12 protein-coding genes are annotated in these 12,263 nt (G+C 70.7%); 6 read left to right on the plus strand and 6 right to left on the minus strand.

Features of this window, described 5'->3' with window-relative positions; all coding sequences use genetic code 11:
* On the plus strand, window positions 1-615 hold a 615-nt coding region (locus IH26_RS61080), incomplete at its 5' end, for a hypothetical protein (RefSeq protein ID WP_051807138.1).
* A gap of 365 nt (window positions 616-980) precedes the next feature.
* Window positions 981-2,705: a ribonuclease Y gene (rny, locus tag IH26_RS0100010; protein WP_030433974.1), complete on the plus strand. Its 1,725-nt coding sequence runs from the start codon at window positions 981-983 to the stop codon at window positions 2,703-2,705.
* Here the strand turns inward: rny and IH26_RS0100015 are convergent.
* Window positions 2,686-3,864: an MFS transporter gene (locus IH26_RS0100015; protein ID WP_245664844.1), complete on the minus strand. Its 1,179-nt coding sequence runs from the start codon at window positions 3,862-3,864 to the stop codon at window positions 2,686-2,688. The genes rny and IH26_RS0100015 overlap by 20 nt on opposite strands.
* 70 nt (window positions 3,865-3,934) lie before the next feature.
* Here IH26_RS0100015 and IH26_RS0100020 point away from each other — a divergent pair, with 70 nt between their 5' ends.
* On the plus strand, window positions 3,935-4,885 hold the full coding sequence (locus IH26_RS0100020) for an ArsR/SmtB family transcription factor (RefSeq protein ID WP_030433976.1): 951 nt from the start codon (window positions 3,935-3,937) through the stop codon (window positions 4,883-4,885).
* On the opposite strand, the gene IH26_RS0100025 is transcribed toward IH26_RS0100020, so the two are convergent.
* Genes IH26_RS0100025 through IH26_RS0100040 form a run of 4 tightly spaced genes read right to left on the minus strand, consistent with a single transcriptional unit; the run spans window position 4,886 to window position 8,164 of the window.
* The gene (locus tag IH26_RS0100025; protein ID WP_030433977.1) at window positions 4,886-5,776 is read right to left on the minus strand and encodes an amino acid ABC transporter permease; all 891 of its coding nucleotides are present in this window, start codon (window positions 5,774-5,776) and stop codon (window positions 4,886-4,888) included.
* Entirely contained in the window at window positions 5,773-6,447 is a 675-nt protein-coding gene (locus IH26_RS0100030; RefSeq protein WP_030433978.1) for an amino acid ABC transporter permease, read from the minus strand. The genes IH26_RS0100025 and IH26_RS0100030 overlap by 4 nt, the downstream gene beginning before the upstream one ends.
* A 53-nt stretch (window positions 6,448-6,500) precedes the next feature.
* The gene (locus tag IH26_RS0100035; protein WP_051807241.1) at window positions 6,501-7,367 is read right to left on the minus strand and encodes a glutamate ABC transporter substrate-binding protein; all 867 of its coding nucleotides are present in this window, start codon (window positions 7,365-7,367) and stop codon (window positions 6,501-6,503) included.
* 53 nt (window positions 7,368-7,420) lie between these two features.
* Entirely contained in the window at window positions 7,421-8,164 is a 744-nt protein-coding gene (locus IH26_RS0100040; protein ID WP_030433980.1) for an amino acid ABC transporter ATP-binding protein, read from the minus strand.
* A 139-nt stretch (window positions 8,165-8,303) separates the two neighbouring features.
* Between IH26_RS0100040 and IH26_RS0100045 the strand changes: the two genes are divergently transcribed.
* Together IH26_RS0100045 and miaB are read left to right on the plus strand one after the other, a co-directional pair.
* Window positions 8,304-8,759, plus strand: coding sequence for a hypothetical protein (locus IH26_RS0100045; protein WP_245664845.1), 456 nt, complete (start codon window positions 8,304-8,306; stop codon window positions 8,757-8,759).
* Window positions 8,760-8,779: 20 nt separating this feature from the next.
* Window positions 8,780-10,279 carry a tRNA (N6-isopentenyl adenosine(37)-C2)-methylthiotransferase MiaB gene (gene miaB, locus IH26_RS0100050; protein WP_034213115.1) on the plus strand — a complete coding sequence of 500 codons (1,500 nt, stop codon included), beginning with the start codon at window positions 8,780-8,782 and terminating at the stop codon, window positions 10,277-10,279.
* A 13-nt stretch (window positions 10,280-10,292) separates the two neighbouring features.
* On the opposite strand, the gene IH26_RS0100055 is transcribed toward miaB, so the two are convergent.
* The gene (locus IH26_RS0100055) at window positions 10,293-11,183 is read right to left on the minus strand and encodes a LysR family transcriptional regulator (protein ID WP_030433983.1); all 891 of its coding nucleotides are present in this window, start codon (window positions 11,181-11,183) and stop codon (window positions 10,293-10,295) included.
* Window positions 11,184-11,267: 84 nt separating this feature from the next.
* Here IH26_RS0100055 and IH26_RS0100060 point away from each other — a divergent pair, with 84 nt between their 5' ends.
* The gene (locus IH26_RS0100060; protein ID WP_030433984.1) at window positions 11,268-12,218 is read left to right on the plus strand and encodes a threonine ammonia-lyase; all 951 of its coding nucleotides are present in this window, start codon (window positions 11,268-11,270) and stop codon (window positions 12,216-12,218) included.
* Window positions 12,219-12,263: the final 45 nt, after the last annotated feature.

A 12,263-nucleotide genomic window follows, 5' to 3' on the forward strand; every position in this document is an offset into this window, starting at 1 on the left:
ACCCCCCACCGCCCCACCCGCCTCCTGACCGGCCTCCTGATCGGCCTCCTGACCGGCCTTCTCCTCTTCGGCACCGCCGGCTGGCTCACCGGCCGCGGCACAGCCCCCACGTCAACCCCGCCAAAGCCACCCACCCCGACCACCCCCACCCTGGGCGTCTTCGAGCAAACCCAGGCAACCCTCAACGCCGCCCACTTCAAGGGCCCGAACCTGGCCCGCCCCTGGCTCCCCTACCTAGCCGACTGCGCCAGGGCCACCCCCGCCCAGGCCGACGGCGAGACGACCCGGGTCCGCTGCACCATCGACGGCATGAGCGCCTTCTTCGTCGAGTACAAGTCGATCGCCGAGCGGGACAAGGCGCGCGGCAAACTCCAGCCCCAGGTCCGCGACGCGAGCACGCTCGCCCCCGGCGTCAAGCCCCCGGGCAAAACGGCCGCAGGCAACTACGTTGAGTACGCATACCGCCTCACCGAGGGTGGCGTCACGCGGACCGTCGCCGGGATCTGGTGGGATGACGCGCAAACGCCCATCGCCGCCTATCTGCTGGCGTACTGGAAGGATGGTCTGGGCGAGCGGTGGGAACCGATGCGCGATCTCTGGTCCCGGTACGCCTGAAATGCCCATCGAGTTCGTGAGCTGCGCGTAAGCGGGTCTGTGCCCTAAGTCCCATCCGGGCGGAATTCACGGATCCTTGACCGAAGTGGCACTCGCGACCTAGCCTCGCGTTACACAAGGTGTGTCCGACCATCGCATGCAACACGCACAACATAGATCGCATTACATTACGGCATCACTTGTGACCACCGCCGTCACCGGAAGGGAAGCGACGGAGGGTCACCGAAGAGCACCTGAGACCAGGCGTGCCAACGGCCGGTGCGCCGCGGTTCGACGTAGCCTGCGTTCCTTCAGCCTTGGTCGGGCATGCCGCAGAGTGCCTGCGCGCGCACATTGCGCCGGGCGGCGAAGGGAGACGCGGCGAGATGACCGCCCTGGACTGGGTGCTGGTGGTGGCGATCGTCGTGCTCGGTGCCCTGGTGGTGACCGGGCTGGTGCTCGGTGCCCGCGCGTTGCGCCAGCTGCAGACCCAGCGGGCCGACGCTCAGGAGCGTGAGGACCAGGCCGTCGGCGCCGCCGAGGCCAAGGTCGCCGACGCGAACGCCAAGGCCGCGTCCGTACGAGCCGAGGCCGCCGCCGCCAAGGCGGAGGCCTCCTCCGCCCGCGCCGAGGCCCGCCGGGTCCTCGAGGCCGCGCACAGCGAGGCCGACACCATCCTCGAGCACGCTCACCGCCAGGCCGAGGCGGATGCCGAGCAGGTCCGGTCCGCCGCCCGCCGCTCCGGCGAGCGCGAGGTCGCCCTGCTCAACGCCACCGCGAAGGAGCTGGCCGCCGAGGTCGAGCGCCGCGCCGCCCGGATCGACGAGCGGGAGCGCCTGCACGGCGACGAGGTGGAGCGCCTGGTCGAACGGGAGCGCCGGCTGGCCGCCCAGGACGCCGATCTCGCCCGCCGGGAAAGCGCTCTCGCGGCCCGGGAGGCGGAGCTGGTCGGCGCCGAGGAGCAGAAGCGCCGGGAGCTGGAGCGGATCGCCAAGCTGACCGCCGACGCGGCCCGCGCCGAGCTGGTCGAGAGCATCGAGGCCCAGGCCAAGCGGGAAGCCGCGATCATGGTGCGGGACGTCGAGAACGAGGCGAAGAGCACCGCCGACACCCGCGCCCGCCGGATCGTGGTCGACGCCATCCAGCGGATCGCCAGCGAGCAGACCGCGGAGAGCGTGGTCAGCGTCCTGCACCTGCCCAGCGATGAGATGAAGGGCCGGATCATCGGCCGCGAGGGCCGCAACATCCGGGCCTTCGAGTCGGTCACCGGGGTCAACCTGATCATCGACGACACCCCGGAGGCGGTGCTGCTCTCCTGTTTCGATCCGGTCCGCCGCGAGGTCGGCCGGCTCACCCTGGAGAAGCTGGTCCTCGACGGGCGGATCCACCCGCACCGCATCGAGGAGGTCTTCGAGAGCGCGAAGAACGAGGTGGACGTGCTCTGCGACCGGGCCGCCGAGGAGGCGCTGGTCGACGTCGGGATCACCAACATCCACCCGGAGCTGGCCAAGCTGCTCGGCCGGCTGCGGTATCGCACCAGCTACGGGCAGAACGTGCTCAAGCACCTCGTCGAGACCGCGCACATCGCCGGGATCATGGCGGCCGAGCTGGGCCTCGACATCCCGTCGATCAAGCGGGCGGCCTTCCTGCACGACATCGGCAAGGCGCTGACCCACGAGGTCGAGGGCAGTCACGCGCTGATCGGCGCCGACCTGGCCCGCAAGTACGGCGAGTCGGAGGACGTCGTCCACGCGATCGAGGCGCACCACAACGAGGTGCCGCCGCAGACCATCGAGGCGGTGCTGACCCAGGCCTCGGACGCCTGCTCCGGGGGGCGGCCGGGGGCCCGGCGGGAGAGCCTCGAGGCGTACGTCAAGAGGTTGGAGCGGATCGAGGAGATCGCGGCCGGCAAGGTGGGCGTGGAGAAGGTCTTCGCCATGCAGGCCGGCCGGGAGATCCGGGTCATGGTCCGCCCCGAGGACATCGACGACATCGGCGCCGCCGTGCTCGCCCGCGACGTGGCGAAGCAGATCGAGGAGGAGCTGACCTACCCCGGCCAGATCCGCGTCACCGTCGTCCGCGAGTCCAGGGTCACCGAATTGGCGCGCTAGGCGTTTCGCTCGCGCCGGGTGCGGCGCTTCGCGCTTTGGCCGTACGGCGGAGGAGCGCCCCGCCGGGGATGGCCGCCAACGCCGCGACCAGCGCGCACACCCCACCCCACCCGAATGCCGCGTAGCCGTGCAGACCGAGCCACGACCCGGCCGCGCCGCCCGCATAGGCGCAGGTCATGTAGGCCGTGTTGAGCCGACTCCGCGCACCCGATGAAAGCCCGTAAATCCGGACTTGGTTGGCGGTCATCCCCGACTGCATCGCCATGTCCAGCACCAGCGTCCCCAGCACGAGCGGCGGAAGCGAGCCCAGCGCCAGCAGCCCGGCCGACAGCAGAACCCCACCGGCGCAGACCAGATTGACCACATCGGGCCCATGCCGATCGACGAGCCGCCCGGCCATCGGCGTAGCGATCATCGTCCCCGCGTTGACCAGCGCGAGCAGCCCCACCGCCCGAGCATCGAACCCATAGTGCGGTCCCGTCAGCAGCAACGCCACGCAGGCCCACACCGCCGAGAACCCGCCGAAGATCGTCGCCTGATAGAGGCAGGACCGGCGCAGATCCGGCATGCAAAACAAAAGCCGCACGGGCGAGGCAAGCAGCCGCGGATAAGGCTGTGCGGTGGCCGGCCCAACCATCGGCAGCGCGCGCCCAGCCACCGCCGCCAGCCCCAGCATCAAGATGCCGGCCAGGGCATACGGCACCCGCCAGGACCACCACGACGCCAGGTACCCACTGACCGTCCGCGCCAGCAGCATCCCCCCGGTGCTGCCGCTGAGCAGCAGCCCATTGGTCACCCCCTGCCGCGACGCCGGCACCAGCCCCGCCACGAACGGCCCGATGATCGGCGCCACCACCGTGCTCGTCCCGATCACCAAACTGAGCGCGACCAGCACCGGCAGCCCCGGCGCCAGCGACGCCGCCAGCAGCCCGAGCCCGGTGACGACCAGCAGCGTCGGCAGCAGCCGGCGCACCGGCACCCGATCACCGAGCGGCACGAGCAGGAACAGCCCCGCCGTGTACCCCGCCTGCGCCGCCGTGATCACCGTCGCCGCCCCGCCGGGGGAGACGTGCAGGCCGGCCGCGACCGCCGGGGTGAGCGACTGCGGAAAGTAGACATTGCCGACCGCGACCCCGGAGACCGTCGCGAGCAGCAGCACGAGCCGTTTACGCATGCGCCGAGTCCACCGGGACCCCGCCTCGGCGGGAACAGATATAGCGTACGGCTAAATGATCGAATATCAGCTGGACGCCGAGGACCTGGCCGACACCCGCTTCGCGATCTCCCCGATCCAGGAGCTGGTGTGCAGCCTGTGGGCCCTGCGCGACCCCGGCCGTTACCCACTGCACCGGCCGTGGCGCCGGGCCGCGCTGGCCGCCCTCGACCCGGCCGATCTCCAGCTGCTGCTCGCCCTCGTCGGCAAGGACCGTGGCCTGCCCGACTTCCTCACGCCGCGTCCGGCGACCTACGCGCCGTCGTTCGCCGAGCAGCTTGCGACCGTACGCCGGGTGCCCGCCCGCCGCGTCGAGCGCGACATCGTCGCCACCCACGCGCCCGGCCCGGTCCCCGCCATCCTGCGCGCCGCGTCCCTGACCGACCTGGCCGACCTGCTGCAGCGCTCCTGGGACCGGACGATGGCCGCCGATTGGCCGAGGATGCGCCTGGTGCTGGAGGCGGACACCACCTACCGGGCCCGGCAACTGGCCGTCGGCGGCGCCCGGCTGCTCTTCGCCGACATCCACCCGAACGTCAGCTGGGCCGACGGCGTGCTGCGGATCACCAAGATGATCGGCCGGCATCGGGTCGCCGCCGCCGGCCGCGGCCTCCTGCTGCTCCCGTCGATCTTCGCGTACAAGGCGATCCCGCCGATGAGCCGGCACGAGCCGCCCTGGCTGTCCTACCCGGCCCGGGGCATCGCGTCGCTCTGGTCGTCGGCGCCGCCGCCCGGCCCCGAGGTCCTCGCCGCCCTGCTCGGCCCGGCCAAGGCGAGGCTGCTGGAGTTGCTGGCCGAGCCCCGCCCGACGATCGACCTGGCCGCCCGGCTACGGGTGACGCCGGGCGCCGTCTCCCAGCACCTCAAGCTGCTGCACGCGGCCGGCCTGCTGACCCGGACCCGCTCCGGCCGCCACGTCCTCTACCGCCGCAGCGACCTCGGCACCCGCCTCGTCGACGGGTCCTGATCAGGCACCCGCCCCGGCCTCGCCGCCCGCGCCACCGACGCCGACCAGGACCGACCGCCCGGTCGCCGGCCGCGCCACCCGGCCGCTGCGCCGGGTCCGCCGGGCCAGCCAGGACGCCGCGGCGGTCAGCGTCGCGTTGATGGCGATGTAGATGATCGCGGCGACGATCGAGGCCTGCAGCACGTTGCCGAAGTTGGCCGCCAGGTTGTTCACGCCCAGCTGCAGCAGTTCGCTGTAGGAGATGATGTAGCCGAGCGCGGTGTCCTTGACCAGCACCACGAGCTGGCTCACGATCACCGGGAGCATCGCGCGGGCCGCCTGCGGGATGAGGATCTGGCTCATCACCTGGCCCTTGCGCATGCCGATCGCGTACGCCGCCTCGCTCTGCCCGATCGGCACCGCCCGCACCCCGGCCCGGAACGCCTCGGCCAGCACCGATCCGTTGTAGAGGGTCAGCGCGATCACGACCGCCCAGAAGTTCGACATCGGCTCCTCGGTCACGAACGGGATCCCGAAGAAGATGAAGAACATCATCAGCAGCAGCGGTACGGCTCGGAAGAACTCGACCACGACGCCGGACGGGAGGCGCAGCCACCAGTGGTCGGAGAGCCGCCCGACCGCGAAGATCACGCCGAACGCCAGCGACAGCACCATCGCGACCAGCGCCGCCGCGAGCGTGTTCTTCAGGCCCGGCAGGATGGCTCCGGTCCACGTGCTCGCCTCGGTGAACGGCTTCCACAGCGCCACCGCCCACTGGCCCTTGTCGTCGAACTTCGAGTAGATCCAGTACAGCAGCGCGAGCAGCAGCACCCCGAAGACGACCGTGAGGATCCGGTTGCGGGCCCGGGCGCGCGGCCCGGGGTGGTCGTAGAGGACAGCGTCGGTGCTCACCGCTTCACCGCCAGTCGGTCGGCCAGCCAGCCGAAGCCGTAGCCGGTGGGGATCAGGACGACGGCGAAGGTACCGGCGAAGACGAAGAAGATCGCGAAGACCGCGTTGCCGTTGTCGTTGATCAGCTGCTTCATCGCGTTCGACGACTCCATCAGCCCGATCGTGCCGACGATCGTCGCGTTCTTGGCCAGCGCGATGAAGATGCTGCCCAGCGGCGCGATCACGGCCCGGCCGGCCTGCGGCAGGACGATTGACGTGAGGGTCTGGCGGAAGGTCATCCCGATCGCGCGGGCCGCCTCGGCCTGCCCGGCCGGCACCGTGTTGATGCCGGAGCGGATCGCCTCGCAGACGAACGCGGCGGTGTACACCGACAGGCCGACCACGCCGAGCCAGTAGTTGTTCAGCTCGAGGTCGTTCGAGGTGGTGAAGCCCAGCGTCGAGTACAGGCCGAAGTAGCAGAAGAAGACGATCAGGGTCAGCGGGGTGTTCCGGAAGATGTTCACCCAGGCCGCGCCGAAGCCGCGCAGCACCGGCACCGGCGACACCCGCATCGCCGCCAGCAGCGTGCCGAGCACCAGCGCGCAGACCGACGACGCGAGCGTGAGCTTCAGGATCCAGAGGAACCCGGTCACATAGACGTCACGGTTGGTCGGATCGGAGAAAACGCTCATTGTCACCCCAAAAACGGCGGGGCCGGATCGCCCGGCCCCGTCGCCGATGAACCTCAGGAACAGTTGGTCAGCTTGGAGGTGTCCAGCTCGGGAGCGGGTTTGCCGCTCTTGCCGAGCGTGTCCTCCCAGGCCTTCTTGTAGGAGCCGTCGGTCGCGGCCGCCTTCAGGATGTCGTTGATCTTGTTGCAGCCCGCGGTGTCGTCCTTCTTCACGCCGATGCCGTACGGCTCGGTGCTGAACGGTTTGCCGACCACCTTGAACTTGCCCGCGTACTGCGGCTGCGAGGCGTACCCGGCCAGGATGATGTCGTCGGTGGTCACCGCGTCGACCTGGCCGCCGGCCAGCGCCGTCACGCACTTCGAGTACGAGTCGAACTGCTGCAACTGCGCGTCCTTGTGATCGGTCTGGATCCGCTTGGCCGGCGTCGAGCCGCTCACCGAGCAGACCTTCTTGCCCGTCAGTGACTCCGGCCCGGTGATCGTCGAGTTGACCGGCACCAGCAGGTCCTGCCCGGCGACGTAGTACGGCCCGGCGAAGTTGACCTTCTGCTTGCGCGCGTCGTTGATCGTGTAGGTCGCCACCACGACGTCGACCTGCCCCTGCTGGATGTAGGCCTCACGGTTGGCCGACACCGTGGTCTTCCAGGTGATGCCGCTCTCCGGCACACCCAGGCCCTTCGCGATGATCTTCGAGATCTCGATGTCGAAGCCGGTGTACGTGCTGCCGGTCTGCAGGCCCAGGCCCGGCTGGTCGGCCTTGACGCCGAAGGTCAGCTTGCCGCCGGCCGCCTTGCCGACGATTCCGGAGGCCCCGCCCCCACTGCCGCTGCCGCCGGCCTTGTCGGAGCTCCCACCGCACGCGGCCCCGGCGAGCACCAAGGCCATTGCTCCGAACGTCGCGGCCAATCGGGTGATGCGCATCATTACGCTCCTCGAAATAGTTGCTTGCGTTTGGACTAAAGGTGTTCGCACCGTCAATGCGTAAGGATTTTGGAAAGGAAATCTTTGGCTCTGTCGCTTTTCGGACTCGCGAAGAACTCGGCCGGCGCCGCCTGTTCCACGAGTTGTCCGTCGGCCATGAACACGACGCGGTTCGCGGCGTGCCGCGCGAATCCCATCTCGTGCGTGACCACCACCATCGTCATCCCGTCGCGGGCCAGCGACGTCATCACATCGAGCACCTCGCCCACCATCTCCGGGTCGAGTGCGCTGGTCGGCTCGTCGAAGAGCAGGGCCTTCGGCTGCATCGCGAGGGCCCGGGCGATCGCCACGCGCTGTTGCTGGCCGCCCGAGAGCTGGGCCGGATATTTGTCCGCCTGATTGGCGATGCCGACCCGCTCGAGAAGCGCCATGGCCCGATCGTGAACTTCGACGGGTTTCTCCCTACGCACCTTGACGGGGCCGATCATGACGTTTTGCAAGATCGTCTTGTGGGCGAAGAGATTGAACGACTGAAACACCATGCCGACCTCGCTGCGTAACCGGGCGAGGGCCCGGCCCTCGGCGGGCAGCGGCCGGCCGTCGAACGTGATGGTGCCCGAGTTGATCGGCTCCAGCCTATTGATCGCCCGGCACAGGGTGGACTTGCCGGAGCCGGACGGTCCGATCACGACGACCACCTCGCCGCGCGCGACGGACAGATTCACATCGTCGAGCACGTGCAGCGGGCCGAACCATTTGTTGACCTTCTCCAGCACGATGAGGGCATCGTCGGACACTGTTGAACCCCGTCCGTTCGTTGCGGATCACCCGGATGGGCACACTCTAAGTGGACCGTAGTATCGGTTCGCGCCGCGAATGGTCACGGAGCGGTAACTTAGCGGATGAGGGGCCCGCGCATTGTCCACGATGTTCGGTATGGCTGACGGGGATCCGACACTCGGTCTGTGGAACTGGTCCATCGGAAAACGCATTGACGCGGATCGAGTTCGGGGCGCCCTGGCCGGGGCCCTCGAGCGGTCGGTCGTCCCGCTGGGCGGCGCCGGCGTGCTCTGCGACGTCTACCACGTGGGCGGCGACTTCCCGACGCTCGTCGATGTCTTCCTCGCCCCGGCCGGCTTCGCCGAGGCGACCACCGCGAGCGCCGTCTCGGTCCGGCTGGGCGAGGCCGTCCTGCTGCCCGACGACACCCTCAACCCCACGCGGTACGTGCTGGCCGAGCCGGACGGCACGCTCCGCCCGGTGCACGTCGACGAGGTGGAGACCGACGACGGCCCCGAGCGGCGGCACCTCCGCCCGTGCACCGGGAGCGACGCGGCCTGCGCCCTGGGCCCGGGCTGCGGCGGCTCACGTTTCCGGCCCACCGCCGGGTAGCAGTACCCTGTTCAATTGCCATGACTACCGAAATCCTGGGCACCCCACGCACGTACGACGTGCGCACGTACGGCTGCCAGATGAACGTGCACGACAGCGAGCGCATCTCCGGTCTGCTGGAGGATGCGGGGTACGTGCGCGCCGCCGATCCGGAGGCGGCCGACGTCGTGGTCTTCAACACCTGCGCGGTCCGGGAAAATGCCGACAACCGCCTCTACGGCAACCTCGGCCACCTGCGCCCCACCAAGCTCAAGCACCCCGGCATGCAGATCGCCGTCGGTGGCTGCCTCGCCCAGAAGGACCGCGGCGACATCGTGAAGAAGGCGCCCTGGGTCGACGTGGTCTTCGGCACCCACAACATCGGCTCGCTGCCGGCGCTGCTCGAGCGCGCCCGGCACAACGAGGAGGCCGAGGTCGAGATCCTCGAGTCGCTCGAGGTGTTCCCGTCGACCCTGCCGACCAAGCGCGAGTCGACCTACGCCGGCTGGGTGTCGATCTCGGTGGGCTGCAACAACACCTGCACGTTCTGCATCGTCCCGGCACTGCGCGGCAAGGAGAAAGATCGCCGCCCCGGCGAGATCCTGGCCGAGGTCGAGGCCCTGGTCGCCGAGGGCGTCCTCGAGGTCACCCTACTCGGGCAGAACGTCAACTCGTACGGCGTCGAGTTCGGCGACCGGCTCGCCTTCGGCAAGTTGCTGCGCGCGACCGGCGAGGTCGAGGGCCTCGAGCGGGTGCGCTTCACCAGCCCGCACCCGAAGGACTTCACCGACGACGTGATCGCCGCGATGGCCGAGACGCCGAATGTCTGCCACTCCCTGCACATGCCCCTGCAGTCCGGCTCCGACCGGGTGCTCAAGGCGATGCGCCGCAGCTACCGCCAGGAGAAGTACCTCGGCATCATCGACAAGGTCCGGGCCGCGATGCCCGACGCGGCGATCACCACCGACATCATCGTCGGCTTCCCGGGCGAGACCGAGGAAGACTTCGAGCAAACCCTTGCGGTCGTACGCCAAGCGCGGTTCTCGAGCGCCTTCACGTTCCAGTACTCCAAGCGCCCCGGCACTCCCGCCGAGACGATGGAGGACCAGGTCCCCAAGGCCGTGGTGCAGGATCGCTACAACCGCCTGATCGCCCTCCTCGAAGAGATCACCTGGGCCGAGAACAAAAAGCTGGTGGGTGAGAAGGTCGAGGTCCTGGTGGCCGTCGGCGAGGGGCGCAAGGACGAGCGCACCGGCCGGCTGAGCGGCCGCGCCCGCGACGGCCGCCTGGTCCACTTCGCCATCGGCACCCTGACCGGCGACCGAGCCCCCCGCCCCGGCGACATCGTCGAGACGGTGATCACCTACGCCGCCCCCCACCACCTCAACGCCGACGGCGACCCGCTCTCCCACCGCCGCACCCGCGCGGGCGACGCCTACGAGGCCGGCCGCGTGCCCCGCCTCAAGGGCGTCTCGCTGGGCCTGCCCACGGTCGGCGTCCCGGCCCCACTACCCGCCTCCACCGGCGGCTGCGCCCGCTGACCGTCCCGGGACCTCAGCGCGCGATGGCGGCCCGTATCTGGGCGAGCAGAGCGGCCGTCGCCGGTGGATCGGGCGGCTCGCCGTGCACGGCGACCATCACCCGTCGTGCGGCATCCGGCAGCGCCACCGTGCGGACCCGCTCGTCGCGGTGTGCATCGAGGGCGAGCGCCGGCAGGACGGCCACGCCGAGACCGGCCGCCGCGAGCCGCTGCACGGCCACGTAGTCGTCCGTGGTGTAGCGGATGTCCGGCGCGAAATCCTCGGCGGCCGCCGCCCGCAGCAGGTGACCGCGGCAGCGCTCGCAGCCGCCGATCCACGGCCGGTCGCGGTGGTCGGCGAGCCGGTCGCCGGGCCAGTCCGGCGGGGTGACCAGATACAGCGGCTCGTCCAGCAGCACCTCGTGGCGCAGCCCCGCCAGGTCGGGCGCCGGCTCGTCCGGATGGGTGCGGACCGCATGCGTGAAGAGCAGCGCCACCTCGACCTCGCCACTTCGCAGCAGGCGTACGCCCTCCGGCGGCTCCGCCTCCCGGAAGCGCAGGTCGACCTCGGGGTGCGCGGCGGCGAAGCCGGCCGCCGCGAGCGGCACGAAGGTGCCGAGAGCCGACGGGAACGCCGCCAGCCGCACCCGCCCGCGGCGCAGCCCGTCGTAGGCCGCCAGCTCCTCCTCGGCCGCGTCGAGCCGGCCCAGGATCTCCTCGGCCCGGGCCGCCAGCACCCGCCCGGCCTCGGTGAGCCGGATGCCGCGTCCGGCCCGCTGCACCAGCCGGCTGCCCGTCTCGGCCTCGAGCCGCTGCAGGTGGTGGCTCACCGAGGGCTGGGCGTAGTGCAGCGCCTGCGCCGCCGCGGTCACCGAGCCGTGCCGGGCGACCGCGACCAGCACCCGCAGCCGGGTCACGTCGAGCATCGCCCGAACGTATCAGTCTCGTCGATAGGTTTCCGCGAAGATTGCCATTGGACCTATGGGTCGGGTCGCCCCGAGGATCGAGGCATGGAGCTCACCATCGAGGACGTGCGCGCGGCCAGCGAGATCGTCCGCCGCCACCTGCCGCCCACGCCGATGTGGTCGTACCCGGTGCTCGACGCGACGGCCGGCGCGACCGTGCTGGTCAAGCACGAGAACACACAGCCCACCGGCGCCTTCAAGGTCCGCGGCGGGCTGGTCCTGATCGCCGCCCTGGGCGGCCGGCCCACGGTCACCTACTCGACCGGCAACCACGCCCAATCGATGGCGTACGCGAGCCACATCGCCGGCGCCGCATGCACGGTCGTGATGCCGGCCGGTGCCCACCCGGCCAAGGCCGCCGCGGTGGCGGCCTGGGGCGCCGAGGTGATCCTGACCGGCGCGACTCTGGCCGACGCCGAGGCACACGCCACCGAGGTGGCCGCGTCCACCGGCGCCCAGCTGGTCAGCCCCGGCGACACCCCGTCGCTGATCGCCGGGGTGGGCACGCTCTACCTGGAGATCCTCGAGGCCCGCCCGGACCTGGACGCGATCGTCGTCCCGGTCGGCAGCGGCTCGGGCGCCGCGGCCGCCACGATCGTGTCCCGTGCCCTGTCCCCGGATTGCGCCGTCCTCGGCGTGCAGTCGGCGGCCTCCCCGGCGGCCCACGACGCGTGGCGCGCGGGCACCCCGGCGACCCGCCCCAGCCGCACCCGGGTCGAAGGCTTGGCGACGGGCCGCTCGTTCGACCTCACCCAGCGCTACCTGCGCGCCTCGCTGACCGACTTCCTGCTGGTCACCGACGAGCAGATAGCCGACGCCCAACGCCTGCTGGCGACCCGGGCACACACCCTGGCCGAGGGCGCGGGCGCCGCCCCACTGGCCGCCGTCCTCACCCACCCCGACCGCTTCGCGGGCAAGGAAGTCGCCGTCGTCTGCACCGGCGGCAACGCCTCGGCGGGCGAGTTGGCGCTGCTCAGCCACCCGCCAACGCGATAGTGGCGCTACGGCCTGGTCCACCTACGGACCTGGCCGGGTCAAAAC

The organism is Actinoplanes subtropicus, from assembly GCF_000721705.1.
Taxonomy (GTDB): domain Bacteria; phylum Actinomycetota; class Actinomycetes; order Mycobacteriales; family Micromonosporaceae; genus Actinoplanes; species Actinoplanes subtropicus.